Source organism: Paraburkholderia sp., assembly GCF_036488505.1.
Lineage (GTDB): Bacteria > Pseudomonadota > Gammaproteobacteria > Burkholderiales > Burkholderiaceae > Paraburkholderia.
Window position 1 is genome coordinate 15,162 of record NZ_DASXHN010000132.1, and the last position, 17,245, is coordinate 32,406.

18 protein-coding genes are annotated in these 17,245 nt (G+C 64.7%); 8 read left to right on the forward strand and 10 right to left on the reverse strand.

Annotated elements, in window-relative coordinates:
* Positions 1-48: 48 nt before the first annotated feature.
* The gene (locus tag VGH68_RS07455) at positions 49-264 is read left to right on the forward strand and encodes a hypothetical protein (protein ID WP_331602915.1); all 216 of its coding nucleotides are present in this window, start codon (positions 49-51) and stop codon (positions 262-264) included.
* Positions 265-462: 198 nt separating this feature from the next.
* On the opposite strand, the gene VGH68_RS07460 is transcribed toward VGH68_RS07455, so the two are convergent.
* On the reverse strand, positions 463-1,122 hold the full coding sequence (locus VGH68_RS07460; protein ID WP_331602917.1) for a MarR family winged helix-turn-helix transcriptional regulator: 660 nt from the start codon (positions 1,120-1,122) through the stop codon (positions 463-465).
* A 524-nt stretch (positions 1,123-1,646) separates the two neighbouring features.
* Here VGH68_RS07460 and VGH68_RS07465 point away from each other — a divergent pair.
* The 3 genes from VGH68_RS07465 to VGH68_RS07475 all read left to right on the forward strand — a co-directional run bounded on the left by VGH68_RS07465 (position 1,647) and on the right by VGH68_RS07475 (position 2,920).
* Positions 1,647-1,946, forward strand: a complete 300-nt coding sequence (locus tag VGH68_RS07465) for a transposase (protein ID WP_331602918.1) — start codon at positions 1,647-1,649, stop codon at positions 1,944-1,946.
* 17 nt (positions 1,947-1,963) lie between these two features.
* Positions 1,964-2,137 (forward strand): hypothetical protein, encoded by a 174-nt coding sequence (locus tag VGH68_RS07470; RefSeq protein ID WP_331602919.1) that lies wholly within the window; start codon positions 1,964-1,966, stop codon positions 2,135-2,137.
* Positions 2,138-2,653: 516 nt separating this feature from the next.
* Positions 2,654-2,920, forward strand: coding sequence for a hypothetical protein (locus VGH68_RS07475; RefSeq protein WP_331602920.1), 267 nt, complete (start codon positions 2,654-2,656; stop codon positions 2,918-2,920).
* A gap of 103 nt (positions 2,921-3,023) precedes the next feature.
* Here VGH68_RS07475 and VGH68_RS07480 read toward each other — a convergent pair whose 3' ends face one another.
* The 3 genes from VGH68_RS07480 to VGH68_RS07490 form a co-directional block, all read right to left on the reverse strand.
* Entirely contained in the window at positions 3,024-4,385 is a 1,362-nt protein-coding gene (locus VGH68_RS07480; RefSeq protein WP_331602921.1) for an ATP-binding protein, read from the reverse strand.
* Complete coding sequence (locus tag VGH68_RS07485; RefSeq protein WP_331602922.1) at positions 4,382-5,095, reverse strand: response regulator; 714 nt, start codon at positions 5,093-5,095, stop codon at positions 4,382-4,384. Before VGH68_RS07485 ends, VGH68_RS07480 begins: the two co-directional genes overlap by 4 nt.
* A 301-nt stretch (positions 5,096-5,396) precedes the next feature.
* Positions 5,397-5,687 carry an EF-hand domain-containing protein gene (locus tag VGH68_RS07490; RefSeq protein ID WP_331602923.1) on the reverse strand — a complete coding sequence of 97 codons (291 nt, stop codon included), beginning with the start codon at positions 5,685-5,687 and terminating at the stop codon, positions 5,397-5,399.
* 519 nt (positions 5,688-6,206) lie between these two features.
* Between VGH68_RS07490 and VGH68_RS07495 the strand changes: the two genes are divergently transcribed.
* Complete coding sequence (locus tag VGH68_RS07495; RefSeq protein ID WP_331602924.1) at positions 6,207-6,563, forward strand: hypothetical protein; 357 nt, start codon at positions 6,207-6,209, stop codon at positions 6,561-6,563.
* Between the two features lie 624 nt (positions 6,564-7,187).
* Here VGH68_RS07495 and VGH68_RS07500 read toward each other — a convergent pair.
* Both VGH68_RS07500 and VGH68_RS07505 read right to left on the reverse strand, forming a co-directional pair.
* Positions 7,188-7,781, reverse strand: a complete 594-nt coding sequence (locus VGH68_RS07500) for a hypothetical protein (protein WP_331602925.1) — start codon at positions 7,779-7,781, stop codon at positions 7,188-7,190.
* 29 nt (positions 7,782-7,810) lie between these two features.
* A complete protein-coding gene (locus VGH68_RS07505; RefSeq protein ID WP_331602926.1) occupies positions 7,811-9,061 on the reverse strand; it encodes an arsenic transporter in 1,251 nt (416 codons plus the stop codon).
* A gap of 432 nt (positions 9,062-9,493) precedes the next feature.
* Here VGH68_RS07505 and VGH68_RS07510 point away from each other — a divergent pair, with 432 nt between their 5' ends.
* From VGH68_RS07510 to dinB, 3 genes are all read left to right on the forward strand, one after another.
* Positions 9,494-10,069: a YceI family protein gene (locus VGH68_RS07510; RefSeq protein ID WP_331602927.1), complete on the forward strand. Its 576-nt coding sequence runs from the start codon at positions 9,494-9,496 to the stop codon at positions 10,067-10,069.
* A gap of 59 nt (positions 10,070-10,128) precedes the next feature.
* Positions 10,129-10,713, forward strand: coding sequence for a YceI family protein (locus tag VGH68_RS07515; protein WP_331602928.1), 585 nt, complete (start codon positions 10,129-10,131; stop codon positions 10,711-10,713).
* 303 nt (positions 10,714-11,016) lie between these two features.
* A complete protein-coding gene (dinB, locus tag VGH68_RS07520; RefSeq protein WP_331602930.1) occupies positions 11,017-12,183 on the forward strand; it encodes a DNA polymerase IV in 1,167 nt (388 codons plus the stop codon).
* Here dinB and VGH68_RS07525 read toward each other — a convergent pair.
* The 4 genes from VGH68_RS07525 to VGH68_RS07540 all read right to left on the reverse strand — a co-directional run bounded on the left by VGH68_RS07525 (position 12,150) and on the right by VGH68_RS07540 (position 17,244).
* Positions 12,150-13,613: a heavy metal sensor histidine kinase gene (locus VGH68_RS07525; RefSeq protein WP_331602932.1), complete on the reverse strand. Its 1,464-nt coding sequence runs from the start codon at positions 13,611-13,613 to the stop codon at positions 12,150-12,152. The two genes, dinB and VGH68_RS07525, sit on opposite strands and share 34 nt — an antisense overlap.
* On the reverse strand, positions 13,610-14,296 hold the full coding sequence (locus tag VGH68_RS07530) for a heavy metal response regulator transcription factor (protein WP_331602933.1): 687 nt from the start codon (positions 14,294-14,296) through the stop codon (positions 13,610-13,612). The genes VGH68_RS07525 and VGH68_RS07530 overlap by 4 nt, the downstream gene beginning before the upstream one ends.
* Positions 14,297-14,449: 153 nt before the next feature.
* Positions 14,450-15,952, reverse strand: coding sequence for an efflux transporter outer membrane subunit (locus VGH68_RS07535; protein ID WP_331602954.1), 1,503 nt, complete (start codon positions 15,950-15,952; stop codon positions 14,450-14,452).
* A gap of 68 nt (positions 15,953-16,020) precedes the next feature.
* Positions 16,021-17,244, reverse strand: a complete 1,224-nt coding sequence (locus VGH68_RS07540; RefSeq protein WP_331602934.1) for an efflux RND transporter periplasmic adaptor subunit — start codon at positions 17,242-17,244, stop codon at positions 16,021-16,023.
* Position 17,245: the final 1 nt, after the last annotated feature.

Below are 17,245 nucleotides of genomic sequence, written 5' to 3' on the forward strand. Positions count from 1 at the left end.
GCGATGCGAAATTGTCCGTGATCAGAGCCATCACGGGGAAACTTTTGCATGAGGCGCGGCGCGCAAACGCTTCGCGTCGCGCAAACCGGCAAAACTTACGCGTTCGCCGTAGGGCTGCTCACCGACTTCACGCTATCCGGTATGTCCGGTACGCCCGGCATACCCGGCATACCCGGCATACCCGGCATGCCCGGCATGCCCGGCATGTCCGGCATGTCCGGCATGTCCGGCATGTCCGGCGACGCGCTCGCGCGCGAACTGTGACTCGTGCAGCTTGGGATACGCGTGCTGCCGGTATCGGGCTACGGTCGCAGCCCGCAGCTTGGCGAACCGGTTCCGGGCGCGCGGCTGCGGGGCAAGCCCATCGATCTGAAGCAACTGCAGTGCGAGCTTGCGCAATGGCCTTATCGAACTGACGCGGCGCCGTAGCGAGTCGCTGCCGTGAGCGTCACGCATCGCCCGTTAGCGCGCCCGCCTCCCGGTGCCCGATTTCCGGAACACATCAACCAGCTTATCGACGATACGGTTCAACTGGCCGCGCTCGTCGGCGGACAGCATCGACAGCATCTCCGTTTCGAGCGACTGACCCAACTCGTCGCTGGCCGCGCGCACCCGCTTGCCCGCCGCAGTCGGCCATAGCTGGAAGTGGCGCGCGTCGTCGGGATGAATCGAGCGCCGCACCAGCTTGCGTTCGATCAGATCGGCGACGAGCTTCGACAGCAGCGTCTTCTCGATCAGCGTCTGCTCGTTAAGCTCTGTCGCAGTGATACCCGCCGCGTCGCAGATGGTCCGCAGCACCCGCAGCGAACGCACGTCGAGCCCGACCGCGGGCCGGTATGCCGCGTTCGCGCGGCTGATCATTTCGCGCTTGATCAGATCGAGCTTGAAGGTCAGGAAATAGGCGAACGCGTGGCCGGGGGCGGCGCCGTTCTGTTCGACCGGGTCTTGGGCGGCCCGCTTCGCCGCAACTTTCCCAGCGTGCCTGCTCGCGTCGTTCGCCTTATCTTTCGTTTTGCTCTTCGCCTTATCTTTCGTTTTGCTCTTCGCCTTATCTTTCGTTTCGCTCTTCACGTTGACTTTCGCCTTGCTCTTTCTTACCGCCGATGGCGTGCCTGGTCGCATGTGCTGGCTTCCTGTCCGAATACTTTGCTTGACTCGAGACCCATCGTGCCCGGCGGCGCCGCTTTCGTGTATCCACCACTGCCCGCTGCCCGCTGGCCGCTGGCCGCTGGCCGCTGGCCGCTGGCCGCTGGCCGGTCAACGACGATGGTATCCCAGCAGCCCCAGCACAATCGAAATATCGGCAAAAAGCATTAGTTGAAGTTATCAACTAATGAACGCTTCTTCGGGGCTCGCAAGACTTCGCGTGCTGGTATTGCCGGCGGCCGCGCGCGAAAGGCAGGCCGGACGGCGGCTCCATCAGCGGGTGTAAACGTTTTGTCAACGGCTGGCGGGCGAGTTGCACGCAGGTTGCGGGGGGTTGCTGCGCGCGATTATGCGTGCTGAGTTCAGCGTAGCTGACACTAACATCCATTCGCGCGATGTAATCCGCCGTTCAACAGGTCAAACCACGCTCATATCCGGTGTTGGAAGAGGCTCGCCAAACCGTAACATCCGAGGTACCGGTCAGTTACGCTTTGGGCGACATGCTAGATCTCCCGCTTTCCGATGACGCATGGGCGCGCATCAGCCACCTGTTCAAGTTCGATCCACAGAAGCGTTTCGGCCGGCCCGCGCGGCATCCGCGAGAGGTTCTCGACGCGATTCTGTGGGTCGTCACGCGCAACGAAAAATGGCATCGTCTGCCCGCGACATTTCCGCCGTCGCAGACGTGTTACATCAAATGGCTGCAATGGCGGCGCGATGGCCGGATGAGCGCGGTTCTCGACGAACTCGGATTGACCGAGTACCGCACCGCTTCCGAACAGCTCGATATCGACGTTTGAAACCCGGCGCTCACAGAGTGACCAATGACGTCGCGGTGGGGCCGGTCGCCGGCGCGGCGCTCGGCGCGAGGCTGCTGATGCGGGTATCGAACGACCGGCCGCGTGTGCTGTTCTGCGCGGTGCTGGCGTTGCGGGCCGCGCCAATGCTGCGCGAAGCGTTCGAGGTTCATCTGTTCCGGGCGGCGCGCTGACGCGCGCAACGGCCGAGCCGGCGAACAGTGGCGCCAAACGAAGCGCGCGGCTCGAAGATTGGCTCGCGAATCCGCGGCACGACGGCACGTGGCTCGCGCCGCTCAGGATCGCCGCCCGGCTCGCCCTGATGCTCGCGCTGCCTACACCGGCAATCCCGCGCGCGGCGCGGCATCCCCGGTGACACCCATCGGCCTGTCCGTGATCAGCGCTGGAATCGCGCTTTTTTTCCTGTTGCCGACAATGCGGCTTATATTGATGTTAGGTGTGGTCCGGCGACGGCGGGACCACCGGTTCGGCGCGATGCGGCGCTCGTGCCGGCGATCGCCGCCGCCGGTCAGGAAGCGTCGGCCCGGCATAGTCGGCGCGAACCAGCTGCCTCTACGATACGCGTGCAGGTATGATGCCGGGCGCGCCTCGCCACCCTCGAAGCGGAAGCGGTGTGGCGGCGCAGTGCACGCGCGGTGCAGGCCATCGCTCTCCGCTTCGGATCCCGCATTTTTGTCACGAGAACCATCATGCCTGCCCAACACGACGAAGCGCCCGGCCCGCGCACCACGCCGGCCAACGCCAAGCGCAAGACGATGTCCATGACCACGCGCAATCTGCTGATGGTGCTCATCGGCGCAATCGTGTTCGCGATCGTGGGGGGTATCGTGCTTTACAACCCGATCATGTACGGCGACGCGATTCCTAACTTCGGCATCATCCTGATGATGACGGTGCCGGTCATCGCGGGCGTCGCGTTTCGCGTCGGGCTCGATGCGTGGGTCGACAAGAAGTGAGCGGCGCGGCGTCTTATTGCGGTCCCGCGCTGCCGCAGACTCCGCTGCCGTCCCCCCCGCTGCCGCAGCCTCCGCTCTCGCACCGTGCGCTTTCGCATCCTGATCAACCGGCGCTGAGCGGCAGCACGACCCAGACTTCCAGCCCGCCACCCTCGCGCGGATGAAACTGCAGGCCGCCGCCGTGCAGCCGCGCGATCCGCTCGACGATCGACAAGCCCAACCCGGTGCCGCCGCTGTGCGCGCGTGCATTGCGGCCGCGCTGAAACGGCGCCTTCAGCTTTTCCAGCTCTTGCGCCGACAAGCCTTTGCCGCGATCGCCGACCGCCACCGTCACCGCGTCGCGAGTCGCCCAGGTGCGCACCGCAAGGCCGCTGCCGCCGTAGACGATCGCGTTCTGCATCAGGTTCATCAACAGCCGCATCATGCTGATCGGCCGATACGGGATGGCCGGCAACGTGCCCAGCGACAGCTCGAACTCGTGCCCGAGCCCCGCGAAATCGCCGGCAAGCCGCTCGATCAGCGCATTCAGATCGCCGGACTGCGCCTCCTCGCGCTCGCCGCTGCCCGCGTAATCCATGAACTGCTGCAGGATCGTCTCAATCTGGTCCAGATACGATTCGGCGGCCACCACGAAGCTGCTGTCGCCGCCTTCCGGTATCGCCATCGCCATCGACAGACGCAGCTTCGTCAACGGCGTGCGGATATCGTGCGAGATGCCCGCGAGCATCAGCGCGCGGGTTGCTTCGGCTTCCTGTAACGCTTGTGTCATCTGATTGAAAGCGCTGCCCACAGCGGCGATTTCGGCGGGACCGTCGGTCGGCAGCGGCGCGGGGGTTTCGCCCGCGCTCACGCGGCGCGCCGCCCGCGTCAGTTCGCGCAACGGCTCGTTAAGATGCAGCTGGATCGCGTAGCCGGCAAGCGCCGCGAGCACGCCGAGGCCGAGCGACAGAAGGATCGCCGCTTCGAGGCCGCTGCCTTGCGCATCCTCCGGAATCGGCAGCGCGATCCAGTACGCAGCAGCAGGCACACCCCCGCTGCCCGCCGCCGGCGCATGCATGCGAATCCACAGCCGCTGGGTGCCTTTCGTCTGCCACATCACCGGCATATCGGCCGGCAGATGCCGGCGCAGACTGTCGAGAAACACGCCGCGCTGATAGGTGCGATACGTGCGCCACAGACTCGGCGGCGGCGCATCGGCGACTTCCGGCGGCAACTGCTCGCGCGCGTCGAGGCGCGCACTCAGCGCCGCGCGCGACGCGGACGGCGTCGCCGCGAGCAGATTGTCGAGCGTGGTCACGTAGGTCGCGAACACGGCCGCCGCGCGCTCGACGCGTGGCCGTTGCACGTAATGCACCAGCACGAGGACCGAACAGATCTGGCTCAGCATCACGAGCGCGATCAGAAGTGCGATGTTGCGCGCGAGCAGCGTTCTCGGCAGCAGTTGTCGTAGGGACGTACCCGTCATGACGCGACGTCCGCGACCAGCATGTAGCCGATGCCCCACACAGTCTTGATGAAACGCGGCTTCGACGGATCGGCCTCGACGATCTGCCGCAGCCGCAGCACCTGCACGTCGATGCTGCGATCGAGCGCGTCATGGTCGCGTCCGCGCGCGCGCGCGAGCAGGTTGTCGCGGCTCACCGCGCGATTCGGCGACGACGCGAGCGCAACGAGCAGCAGCATCTGCGCCGAATGAATCTCCAGCGGCTCGCCCGCGCGCGACAGTTCCTGCTTGCCGACATCGAGCGTGAAGTCGCCGAAGCGCACGCATTGCGAGATCACGGTCGGATCGCCCGCGGCCATCTTCTGACGGCGCAGCAACGCGTTGATGCGCGCGACTAGTTCGCGCGGTAGAAACGGTTTGGCGAGGTAGTCGTCGGCGCCGGTTTCGAGGCCGGTGACGCGATCGAGCGGATCGCCCTTCGCGGTCAGCATCAGAATCGGCAGCGTCTGTCCCTGGGCGCGCAGCTTCGCGCAGATTGCCAGGCCGTCCTCTTCGCCGATCATCAGATCGAGTATCAGCAGATCGAACGGCTCGCGCTCCAGATAGCGATTGAGACGCGTGCCGTCCTCGGCCGCGCGCACGTCAAAGCCGTGGCCGCGCAGAAAACGCAGCAGCATGTTGCGCAACTCGACTTCGTCGTCGAGCACGATGATCCTGGCCGGGCGATCCATGCGAAGGCTCCTCGTTTAAACGCCGGACCGTGCTTTGCGCGCCGCGTGGCGTTCCGGCCGCACTGCGGAAGCACGTAGAACGACGCAATGAACATCGCGGCGATGCTGGTCGAAGCGAGCATGCCGCAGCACCCGGCCGCGAAGCCGAGTATGAGCGCAAACGACGTCCAGCGCGAACATCGCGTGCGGCGAACGGCCATAAGAGCGCGTTGCCATTCACGGCCTCGGACACGCGCAGTTGCGCGCGATCCGATTCGATCTGCGGCCGGCATTTGCTGACTCCGGCCGATATTCGCGCCGCTCAATGCGCTGCCCCGCGTTCCTGCATGAAGGCTTCGATTTGCGGCAGCGTCACGTAGCCCGCTTTCTGCGTATCGATTTCGTCGAAATGACGCGCGAGCATCGGCATGCCGGCCGCGGCCTGCTCACGCGTCAGCTTGCCGTCGTGCGTCGTGTTCGCGGTGGAAAAGCGGGCTTGCAACTGCTGCTCCATGCGTTCCATCCGCTGCGGATTCATGCCTTGCGGCGCGGCCTGAGCGAACGTGACGGTGGACGCGCAGCACAGCAGCACGGTAACGAGCAACTTCTTCATGACTGACTCCTTTGGGTATTTCATCGACCGTCGCCTGCTTCGTGCCGCGATCCGTTTCGATGACAGGCCGAATTCTTGGTCAAGCGCGGTCGGACCGCAATCGAACAATCATGTCGAGTTATGTCACGGATGGGGCCGCTGCTTAGGTCGGTGCCGTGTCGCTGCTCAGGTCGCTGCTCAGGTCGCCGCTTAGGTCGCCGCTTGTTTCGCCGCTTGTTTCGCCGCTTGTTTCCCCGCTTGTGTCGCTGCGTAGGTCGCCGCTTATCTCCCGACTGCGCGAGCGGTACGGGTGGCATCTACACATGCGATTCAACGATGCGGCATCGCGCCGCCGCAGCGCGCGATGCCGCGTCGTGACATCGAATGAAATGAGTTTGGCGTTTCGTTTCGCCGGTGCGCTGCGTATCTTTCGTCTGCGGCGCAGCCAGCGCCACCGTCCCGGAACGCGCCACGAGCGCATCCACGCTTCACCGCGTCTTCGACACGAAACACGCGGCTCAACGCATCAGGAGTTCATCAGTGACTATTCGTCTCGTCTGTGCCTCGACCTTCACCGCCATCGGTCTTGCCTGCTCGTCCACGGCTTCCGCGAGAGTGGTTGTGTATATGCCGGCGGCCGTGGTGTACGCGCCGCCGCCCCGGCCGGTCGTGCCGGCCTATTACCCGGTGCCCGTCAATCCGGTGTACGTGAGCGCGCCGCCGCCGGCCGTTGTTCTGACTGCGATGCCGGTAGCGGCCGAAGCGATCTCCGCGCCGCCACCGAAACCGGCTGCCGCTCCGACCGTGACCGTTGTCGCCCCGCCCTCGCCCAACTATGCGGTCGTGCCCGCGCCCGTGGTCAGCTACGCGCAGCCGGTGCTGGGGGTGCCGCGTTGAATGCGCCGCGCGTAAAGCTTGCCCGAAATGGCGGCATTTTACTGACGTTGGCGCATGCAGCCAGGCCGCCGAGCGGCGGTTTCGGCCGCAACGCCATATGTGGCGGGCCTGTGCACGGTCGGGAACGGTGCTTGCTCTCGGCTTAGGGTCTCGCTCTCGTCAGCCAATCCCCAATCTTTCCGGAAGCTTCAAATGAGTTACCAGGACATCGACAAAGAAATCGCCCATCTCCAGATGGTCTTCGCATTGATCTCTCCGCGCGACCGCTTTCCGCTGTCTTATTGGCATCGCCGGCTACATGCGTTGACCCGTTCGTCGATGATGCCCGCACAACGCGCACGCGTCGCAAAACTCGAAGCCATGTTGCGCTCTGCCGGCGCGAGGATCGATCAGGTCACCGGAAAGGCGCCGCTGCCTGGTTCGACGGCGCGCGGCCGTTCGACGTATGAGCTCGGAAATCAGCGAGGATAACGACGACGACAACAGCTTGCTGAGCGTGTGGACGGCGGGCGCGCGCGCCCGGTCGTCGGCAGGCTGACCGGCATTACCGATCGTATCTTTGGATGCGCGTGATGCGGAGGAATCGAATGTGGAGTCCGCATAACGCGCATCGTCGCACCAGCACTACCCACGGCTTCGGATGAATCGCCGTCGCAGCATCGCCCATAGCGCTACAGGATTTTTCTTCGGAAGGTCTTGTTGGATGTAGAGGCCATCGAGCCGGATCTGAGCCAGACGGTTATCGTTCGTCACACCGAACGCCAGACACGGAGCAAGCGCGTACCAGATAGATGCCTCGCCCCATGAGAGGTAGAGCGTGCCGCGCCGGGGTTCATAGAGAGTAGCAGGCTCCGCCAGGCTCTCACCCTGTCCGTTGATGTCGAATACTGCGTCGATTTGCACCGTGCGCGGCACTGCTTCAACGAACGCAATCGAACACACGGTCCATTGCTTCGGGTTAGTATAAAAATCGAATGCTTCGAGCCGCTTTTCGGAGTCGAAGAGCATCGACAACATGCCAGCATTAATCACGTATTCGCGCGTGCGAATATTTAGCCGCTCATCAATCAACTGCCTGAGACTAGGATTCGACTCGTGACAATCCGAATGCGCCGCTGCGTAATCGATGTTGCAGATTACGGAGTGACCGTCTTCGTCCCAGCGTATAGCTGCAGTCGGGTTAGCGTACTCAGACGCTTGGACGGAGAGCTGGCTCATTGAAGTGCCATGACGTACCGCGCCGCCGCTCATCCGATCAGGACCCGCGCGGCCAGCGCAAGCACGAGCGCGGGCGCCATCACGAGCACCCCCACCTTCAGGAACTTCATAAAGCTGACATCCTCACCCTCGCGGCGAATTGCATTGAGCCAGAGAATCGTCGCGAGCGAACCCGTAATCGACAGGTTCGGCCCGAGATCAACGCCGATCAACAGCGCGTCGATCACGCGCTCGGGGCTATGCGCCTGCATCACGGTCGAACTCGCGATCAACCCGGCCGGCAGGTTGTTCATCAGATTGCTGCCGAAGGCGATGATCGTGCCCGCCCAACCAGCCGCGGCCATTTCGTTGTGCGCGGTCGCGCGCCGCAGTTCGGCCGCGAGCGTCGTAATCACGCCGGTGTGATCGAGCATTTCGACCAGCACGAACAGCGCGGCGACAAGCGGCAGCACGTTCCAGGAGATTTCTCGGATCATCGGCAGCGGCGATTTGCGCTCCTTGATCAAGACGACGAGCGCCGTCAGCGCACCCAGTATCGCGGTCGGCATGCCAAGCTGGATGTCGACTGCGGACACGGTCAGCAACGCAACCGCCGTGACCGCGATGCCCGCGAGCGCGACGCGCCCGCTCGCCGATAGCGTCACCGCTTCCAGATTCGCCGCGCAGACGCCCGCGAGCGCATCGCGTTGGGTCCAGCGCAGCATCACGAAAGTCGCGGCAATCGACAGCACCGAAGGCAACGCAAAGCGTAGCATCCACGGCCCGAGCGGCGGCGTGTGATTGCCGTACAGCACGATGTTGGCCGGATTCGAAATCGGCAGCACGAAGCTCGCCGCATTGGCGACGAACGCGCAGACGAACAGCAATGGCAATGGCGGCGTCTTCGCTTTCTTCGCGGCGGCGAACACGGCCGGCGTGAGCACAACCGCCGTCGCATCGTTGGAGAGAAACGCGGTAATCACGACGCCGACCAGATACACGAGCACGAACAGCTTGCGCGGCGAACTGCGCGCATGATTGACCGCGAGCACGGCGACCCAGTCGAACAGCCCTTCGCGGCGGCCGACTTCGGACAGCAGCATCATGCCGAACAGGAACAGATAGACGTCGGTGCCCTTGCCGATCGCCTCGAACGCGAGATGCACCGGCAGCAGCCCGAGCGCCACCAGCAGCACCGAGCCGGCGACGGCCCACACGGCTTCCGGCCATTTGAACGGCCGCGCGATCACGCCAGCGGTGGCGACCGCGGCGATACCCCAGGAAAGGAAAACGGAATGCACGAATGGGCCTGGATAGTGAGTTGGTCCGGTGCTGCCCGAGCAGGCGCAACGTCGTAGTGGGCCAACAAATTACCACAGCACCAGGCCGGGCACGAAAGCCTTGCAACGCCATTAGCGCCACGGCGGCAACAATGCGTTGTTTCGCACCCGCCTATTCAGTTTCCATGCGGCTCCCTACTATCCGCATTCACACGCGGCCTCTCGCGAGCAACGGATAGAACGCGATGCGAATTCGAGCTTCCGCTCCCGAGTGCGACCACGGCGCGGCGATCGTGCTGCACTGGCTGATCGCGGCACGGATGCATGATCCCGTTTCCATGAGCCCGGCAGTGACAACACGGTCATTGACGCCGATTGGCTACGAACCGTTGGCAATCCAATTCCCCGCGGTGTGCAATTAGCCCGCGCGGCTCAGATAGGATGCGTACCACCATGAAAACCACCGTATACCTATCCGCTCATCGCGCGGCACTCGCTTCTGTTGCCGCCCTCGCGCTGTTCGGCGCCAACCTCGCGCACGCCGATGTCGACCTCGCCAGGAGCAGCGTCATCGCGACGACGAAACAGATGAACGTGCCGGTCGACGGCAAGTTCAGGAAGTTCTCCGCGCAACTGAATTTCGATCCGGCGAAGCCCGCCGCGGGCACCGCGAGCGTATCGATCGACACCGCCAGCTACGACCTCGGCGCCGACGACTACAACAAGCAGGCGCAAGGCAAGGAATGGTTCGACAGCGCCGCCTGGCCCGCCGCCACGTTCGTATCGAGCTCGATCGCGCCGGCCGGCGGCAACCAGTACAAGGTGACCGGCAAACTCACGATCAAGGGCAAATCGCAGACGGTCGTCGTGCCGGTCGTGATCGCAAGCCAGGGCGCCACGCAAACTTTCGACGGCTCGCTGCCGATCAAACGCACGCAATTCGACGTCGGCACCGGCGAATGGAAAGACACGTCAGTCGTCGCCGACGAGGTCATCATCAAATTTCATCTGGTTGCTTCGAAGAAGTAGCGCGCAACAGCCGAAGCACCGCCTGAAACCCACGTTACTTTCCGACATCTGGAGTCAAAATGAAAAAAACCTTTCTGTTCGCCACCGGCGCGCTCGCCGCTGCACTGTCGCTCAACGCGATGGCCGCCGATACCTATCTGCTCGAACCGACCCACACAGCGCCGAGCTTCGAGGCGGACCACCTCGGCGGCTTGTCGGTCTGGCGCGGCAAGTTCAAGAAGAGCAGCGGCACCGTCGTACTCGATCGCGCGGCGAAGACCGGTACCGTCGACGTGACGATCGATCTGAGCTCCGTCGATATCGGCAACGACAAGCTCGACGCCGAACTCGTCGGCGACAAGTTCTTCGATACCGCGAAATACCCGAGCGCGACGTACAAGGGCACGCAGATCCGCTTCGACGGCGACAAGCCGGTCGAGGTGATCGGCTCGCTGACGATGCACGGCATCACGAAGCCGGTCAACCTGAAGATCGAGTCGTTCAAGTGCATGCAGCACCCGGTATTGAAGCGCGAAGTGTGCGGCACGGAATCGACCGCGACGTTCAATCGCGACGACTTCGGTATCGACTTCGGCAAGGCGTACGGCTTCAACATGAAGACGACGCTGCATATCCAGGCAGAAGGCATCAAGCAGTCTCAGTGAGATTCGCTTGACGATCTTCGAGGCCCCGTGGTGAACGCCCGGGGCAACAGCCCGCCTCGAAGGGCTGCGGCTCGGCACGAGCCAGCACGCCAAACGCGGACATCGGTGAGAAAAATGGTGTGTGCAATGTCGATTCGATATCGCGCGGCATAAGCGCGGGTGAAAGGCTGCGGCAAGCGTTGATCCGCTGCGGGCACGGCACGCGACGCGCGGCAAGGTACTATTACGCGCTGACGCCGGCGCAACGCACGCCGGCACAACCCCTGTTCACCGCCGTCGCCTCTTCGTCCGCTTTTACCGCCCATGAATTCCCCGCTCCGCCGCATCGCGCACCTCGATATGGACGCGTTCTACGCATCCGTGGAGCTGCTGCGTTATCCGGAACTGCGCGGGCGTGCGGTCGTGATCGGCGGCGGGCGCAACAGCGCGCCCGAGGTGCTCGCCAACGGCAGCCGGCGTTTCGCGAAACTGCGCGACTACGTGGGCCGCGGCGTCGTGACCACCTCCACCTACGAAGCGCGCGCGTTCGGCGTGTTTTCAGCGATGGGCATGATGAAAGCCGCCGCGCTCGCCCCCGACGCGATCCTGCTGCCCACTGACTTCGAGTCGTACCGCCACTACTCGCGCCTTTTCAAGGCGGCCGTCAGAAGCTTCACCGACCGCATCGAGGATCGCGGCATCGACGAAATCTATATCGATCTGACCGACCTGCCCGGTGAGCCGCACGACCTGGGCGCGCGCATCAAGCAGGCCGTCAATGACGCGACCGGTCTCACCTGCTCGATCTGCGTCGCGCCGAACAAGCTGCTCGCGAAGATCGGCTCCGAACTCGACAAACCCGACGGCCTGACGATCCTCACGCCGGCCGACGTGCCACTGCGCATATGGCCGCTGCCGGTGCGCAAGGTCAATGGGATCGGCCCGAAGGCCGCGGAAAAGCTGACCGCGCTCGGTCTCGCGACGGTCGGCGATCTGGCTGCCGCCGACGCCGGCCTGTTGCAGGACAATTTCGGGCGCAGCTATTCGGCGTGGCTGATGCAGGTCGCGCAGGGTCACGACGAGCGGCCGGTCGTGGTCGAATCGGAGCCGAAGTCGATCAGCCGCGAAACCACGTTCGAGCGCGATCTGCACCCGCGTCATGACCGGGCGGCGTTATCGAGCGCATTTACCGGGCTGTGCGTGCGTGTCGCGGAGGACCTGGTGCGCAAGGGCTACGTGGGCCGCACGATTGGCATCAAGCTGCGTTATGACGACTTCCGCACCGTCACGCGCGATCTGACGCTCGACGAAGCGACCGCCGACGCGATCGACATCCGCCGCGCGGCGACCGAATGTTTGCGGCGGGTGGAGTTGAACCGCAAGCTGCGGCTGTTGGGCGTGCGCATCAGCGCGTTGATGCCGGCCAGCGCGCAGGCGCTGAAACCGCGCCTGCCGGTTCAGGCCGACTTGCCTTTCGCGAGCGGCGAATAAGCGGCATCGGCAGCCGCAACCGTGTTCGTGCGAGCGGCCGCCGCGGGCATCTCGCCCGGCGCTGTCAGGGCCGAAGCCACCACCGAAAACGAGAACGTATTGACGCCGTTGGCGCTTTGCGCGGACACGGTGCCGCGATGCATCTCCGCAATCGCCTTCACGATGGCGAGCCCGAGCCCATGGTTTTCGCGGCTATTGGTACGCGAGACTTCCGCGCGATAGAAGCGGTCGAACAGATGTTCGAGGATGTCCGGCGCGATCGGCGCCCCCGGATTCGCCACTGCGACACGCACCTGGCCGCCGTCGCGCGCGATCGTCACGCTGATCGACCCGCCCGGCTCGCAATGCTCGATCGCATTCATCAGCAGGTTCGTGCACGCGCGGCCGAACAGCGACCGGTTCACCCGCGCGAGCGCATCGCCTTCGAGGTGCGCATACACGCGCGCCTCCTCGAGCGGAATCTCCAGAAACTCCAGCGTATGCGCAACTTCGGCGGCGAGCGAGACCTCGACCAGCCCCGTCGCGCGTTCGCCCTGATCGGCGCGCGCGAGGAACAGCATGTCGTTGATGATCGCGCGCATGCGCTCGTATTCTTCCAGATTCGATTGCAGCGTGTGGCGCAGATCGTCGACCGAGCGGTTGCGGGTGAGCGCCACCTCGGTCTGGCCAATCAGGATCGTGACCGGCGTGCGCAATTCATGCGCGACGTCCGCGTTGAACGATTCGAGCCGGCCGTACGCGCCGTCGAGCCGCTCGAGCGCGCCGTTGAACGAGTTCGCCAGATCGTTCAGCTCGAGCGGCAGCGACGCGGTGTTCAGCCGTTGCGAGCGATTGTTCGGACTGACCGCCGACGCGTCGCGCGTCAGGCGCGTCAGCGGTTCGAGGCCGAGCCGCGTGACCGAATAGCTGAGCAGCAGCACCGCGAGACTGCCGAGCGCGGACAGCGCGGCAAGCGCGGACGCGAATACGCGCATCGTGCGCAGGTTCGGCGAATAGCTCGCGGCGACCTGCAATTGCACCGGCGGCCGCGCGCCGTTGGCCGCCAGCGTCACGGTGGACGTCAGCATGTCGGGGCTCCCACCGGCCGGCGCGATGCGCGCGTAACCGCCGGGCCAGTCCTTGATCACCGCGCCCTGCACCGGCTTGCCGAAGTGGTAATTCGGGTCCTCGCTCGACACCGCATACACGGTGCTGCTGTCGTTCGGCGTCATGTCGGCGAGCTTTTCGCGCGCCATCCGCCATTTGTCCGGCGTCACCGCGTGATAGACGATGATGCGCGCAATCTGCGTGCGATCGTCGAGCGATTCGCGCAGGTGATGCTCCAGTTGCGTGCGCAGCACCAAAAAGAGTCCGCTGCCGACGAGCGTAAACACGAACAGCGCGACGAGCGCGAACATCGACGCGAGACGCCGGGCGATCGAGCGGCTCATGGCGACTCAGCCTCTTCGCGCACTTCGAGCACGTAGCCCATCCCGCGCACGGTGTGCAGCAATTTCGATGGGAACGGGCCGTCGAGTTTCGCGCGCAGCCGCTTGATCGCGGTCTCGACCACATTGGTGTGGCTGTCGAAATTGACGTCCCACACCAGTTCGGTGATCGCGGTCTTCGACAGAATGTCGCCCTGACGCCGCGCGAGCACGCTGAGCAGCTGGAATTCCTTCGCGGTCAGGTCGAGGCGCACGCCGTCACGGGTCGCGCGGCGGCCGATCAGATCGACGAACAGATCGCCGACCGAGATCAGCGTGGATTCCTGCGAACGCGTGCGCCGCGCGAGCGCATGCAGCCGCTCGACCAGTTCGAGAAACGAAAACGGTTTGGTCAGATAGTCGTCCGCGCCTTCGCGCAGGCCGCGTACGCGGTCGTTCACGTGATCGCGCGCGGTCAGCATGATCACCGGCGTCGACTTGCGCATGCGCAGTGCCTTCAGCACGCTGAAGCCGTCGCGCTTGGGCAGCATCACGTCGAGGACGATCACGTCGTAATCGAACTCGGTGGCCAGATGCATGCCTTCCTCGCCGTCGAGCGCGACGTCGACGACCCAGCCCTGCTCTGTCAGACCGGAGCGCAGGTAGTCCACTACCTTGTGCTCGTCTTCAACGATCAGCAATTTCATCCACGTCCCCTGTCGATCGGAGTCGGCGCGTTGCTGCTACTCCGGTCTCATGCAACGTCGTTGCATGCGTCTGCATTATACGAAGCGCCCCGAATTTGCGACGCCGAAGCCAACGCCTCGGCGGCACAGCCGGCGTACACGCGCACAAGTGCTTCAGCGTGCCGGAGACGGCGTCTCCTGCTGCGCGTTCTTCGGTACGTCGGCGACGTTCGTCACGTTCGTGGCGTTCGCCATGTCCGCGGCGTTTGCGCCGTCGCCCGCGCTATCCCATCCCCCGCCCAGCGCCTTCACGAGCGCAACCGACAGCGTCAGTTGCTGGCCGTGAATCTGCACGTCCTGACGCTCGCTCGTCAGCAGCGATTGCTGCGCGTCGATCACGTTCAGATACGCGACCAGGCCGCCCGAATAGCGGTCGTTTGCGAGCGACAACAAACGCTGTGCATCTTCGACCGCTTCGTGCGACTGCCTTGCCGCGCCGTCCAGCACCGACAGCCCGGTGATGCCGTCCTGCACCTGCTGGAACGCGCTCAGCACGGTCTGCCGATAATCTGCTTCGGTGGCCCTGTAGCCCTCGCTCGCATACTTGACGTTGGCCGCGCGGCGCCCGCCGTCGAACACCACCTGGCTGACCGCCGCACCGAGCGTCCACATCAGCGTCGGCGCGCTCAGCAGGCTGGCGAACTGCGTGCTTTCCCAGCCGATGCCGGGCGTGAGCGTCAGGCTCGGGAAGAACGCGGCCTTGGCCACGCCGATCTGCGCATTGGCCGCCGCCATCGCGCGCTCCGCCGATGCGATGTCGGGCCGGCGTTGCAGCACGTCGCTCGGCACGCCGAGCGGAATGGTCGGCGGCTTGATATCGAGCACTTGCGGTTCGATCGCGAACTGCGGGGCCGGCACGCCGACCAGAGCGGCGATCGCATGTTCGAACTGCGCGCGCTGATTGAGCAGCAGTTGCGCCTGCACGCGAGTCGCGTCGAGCTGCGATTTCTGCTGCAACACGTCGAGCCCCGACACCGCGCCGAGGTCGTGCTCGGAATTCACGTAATCGAGCGCTTTCTGCTGCAGCTTGACCGACTGGTTCAGCACGTCGATCTCGGCGTCGAGTTCGCGCAGCGAGAAATAGTCGGTGGCGAGATCGGTGGTCAGCACGAGCCGCGCGTTCGCGAGATCGTCGGCGGACTGTTCGGCCGATGCCTGCGCGCCTTGCACCTCGCGGCGAATGCGGCCGAACAGATCGGTGTCGTACGTGAGCGTCGGGCCGAGCTGAATGCTGTTCTGCACCGTCGATTGCGTCGGCGTCGCATAGTTCGTCAGCGGCCGGTCGCTCGAAATCCTGAAGCGCGACGCCGATGCGGCCAGATCGACTTCCGGCACGCGCTGCGCGCTGACGTTCGCAAGCGTCGCCTTCGCCTGCTCGTAATGCGCGCTTGCGGCGACGAGCGTCTGGTTCTGCGCGAGCGCCTCGGTTTCCAGATGCGCGAGCGTCGGGTCGGCGAAACCTGTCCACCAGTCCGGCGCGATCGGCGCATGCGACGGCGCGGCGACGCGCCAGAACGAATCGGTATGCCAGTCCGGCGGCACCTCGGCTTGCGGCCGCTGGTAGTCCGGGCCGACCGTGCAGGCGGCGAGCAACGCCGCCCCGGCGAATACGGTCAGCGTCGTGACCGCCGAGCCCGACGCGAGCGCAGCGAGTGCGGCGACAGTCCGGTGTGGCGCCGCGAACCTCACGACGCCCCCTTGCCGTTCTTCTGCGGCTCTACCTGCACATGATCGCCATCGGCGATCGAGTCGCTCGGGTTGATGATGATGTGATCGGTCGGCTCGATGCCGCTCGAGATTTCGAGCGTCTGGCCCAAATCCTGCGCGATCACGACCTTATGCAGGCGCACCTTGCCCTTCGCATCGACGACCGCGACGCGCGGACCTTCGGCGCGAAACAGCAGTGCATTGCCTGGCACAGTGAGGCGCGCGTGCGCGGTCGCGGGCACCGCGACCTGCACGTACGCGCCGGGGCGCAGCTTGTCGTCGGGGTTCGGCAGCGTCACTTCGATTTGCAACGAACGCGTGGGCACGTCGATCGCACCGGAAATATGCGTGATCTTGCCTTCGAACTGCTGGCCCGGCAGCTCGGCCTGGGTGACCACGACCTGCTGTCCGACCGCGACGTTCTGCGCGTAGGCCTGCGGCAACTGCACAAAGACGCGCAGCGGGTCGGACTGCGCGAGCGCGAACAGCGCCCGGCTCGTGCCACTGCCCGCGTCGATCAGATCGCCGACGTCGACATTGCGCTGCGTGACCACGCCAGAAAACGGCGCGACGATCCGCTTGAACGATTCGAGTTGCTGCAAGCGCTTGACGTTTGCATCCGCGGCGGCGAGATTCGCGACGTCCTGCGCGTACGTGCTTTGCCGCTCGTCGAGTTCCTGCTGCGACACCGCATCGCGCTGGCGCAACTGCTGCCAGCGTTCGAGCGAGCTTTTCGCGAGGCCGAGGCTCGAATTGGTCTGCTGACGCTGCGCCAAAGCCTGCGCGAGTTCCTGGTCGATTTCGGGTGTGTCGAGTTCCGCAAGCAGTTGGCCCTGCTTCACATGCGCGCCGATATCCGCATACCAGTGCAACAGATAACCGGTCGAGCGCGCGTAGATCGGCGACTCCACATAGCCGCGCAACGTGCCCGGCAGCAGCGTGTCGCCTCCGCTATTGGTCTGTTTAGGCAACACCGTGTTCACGTACTGGACGGCGTTGTGCTGCGTCGTCGCCTCGACTTCGCGGCTTTGCAGCACGTTTGCGATCACCGTACGCAGCGCGCCGATCGCCAGCAGCACCAGCACGATCACGACTGCGATCTTCGCGCGCCTCCATTCGCGATGGCGCGGCGGCAGCACGTGCCCCCCGTCTTCGGCTTCCCGCGTGGGGATCGCTAGCGATGCATGAGTCTTTTCTGTCATC

Excerpts from the sequence above, each read along its gene's own strand:
- VGH68_RS07490 (WP_331602923.1), bottom strand. The coding sequence starts at position 5,687 with ATGAAGAAGTTGCTCGTTACCGTGCTGCTGTGCTGCGCGTCCACCGTC.
- VGH68_RS07515 (WP_331602928.1), top strand. The coding sequence starts at position 10,129 with ATGAAAAAAACCTTTCTGTTCGCCACCGGCGCGCTCGCCGCTGCACTG.
- VGH68_RS07525 (WP_331602932.1), bottom strand. The coding sequence starts at position 13,613 with ATGAGCCGCTCGATCGCCCGGCGTCTCGCGTCGATGTTCGCGCTCGTC.
- VGH68_RS07540 (WP_331602934.1), bottom strand. The coding sequence starts at position 17,244 with ATGACAGAAAAGACTCATGCATCGCTAGCGATCCCCACGCGGGAAGCC.
- dinB (WP_331602930.1), top strand. The coding sequence starts at position 11,017 with ATGAATTCCCCGCTCCGCCGCATCGCGCACCTCGATATGGACGCGTTC.
- VGH68_RS07530 (WP_331602933.1), bottom strand. The coding sequence starts at position 14,296 with ATGAAATTGCTGATCGTTGAAGACGAGCACAAGGTAGTGGACTACCTG.
- VGH68_RS07465 (WP_331602918.1), top strand. The coding sequence starts at position 1,647 with ATGCTAGATCTCCCGCTTTCCGATGACGCATGGGCGCGCATCAGCCAC.
- VGH68_RS07480 (WP_331602921.1), bottom strand. The coding sequence starts at position 4,385 with ATGACGGGTACGTCCCTACGACAACTGCTGCCGAGAACGCTGCTCGCG.
- VGH68_RS07500 (WP_331602925.1), bottom strand. The coding sequence starts at position 7,781 with ATGAGCCAGCTCTCCGTCCAAGCGTCTGAGTACGCTAACCCGACTGCA.
- VGH68_RS07475 (WP_331602920.1), top strand. The coding sequence starts at position 2,654 with ATGCCTGCCCAACACGACGAAGCGCCCGGCCCGCGCACCACGCCGGCC.
- VGH68_RS07510 (WP_331602927.1), top strand. The coding sequence starts at position 9,494 with ATGAAAACCACCGTATACCTATCCGCTCATCGCGCGGCACTCGCTTCT.
- VGH68_RS07485 (WP_331602922.1), bottom strand. The coding sequence starts at position 5,095 with ATGGATCGCCCGGCCAGGATCATCGTGCTCGACGACGAAGTCGAGTTG.
- VGH68_RS07455 (WP_331602915.1), top strand. The coding sequence starts at position 49 with ATGAGGCGCGGCGCGCAAACGCTTCGCGTCGCGCAAACCGGCAAAACT.
- VGH68_RS07460 (WP_331602917.1), bottom strand. The coding sequence starts at position 1,122 with ATGCGACCAGGCACGCCATCGGCGGTAAGAAAGAGCAAGGCGAAAGTC.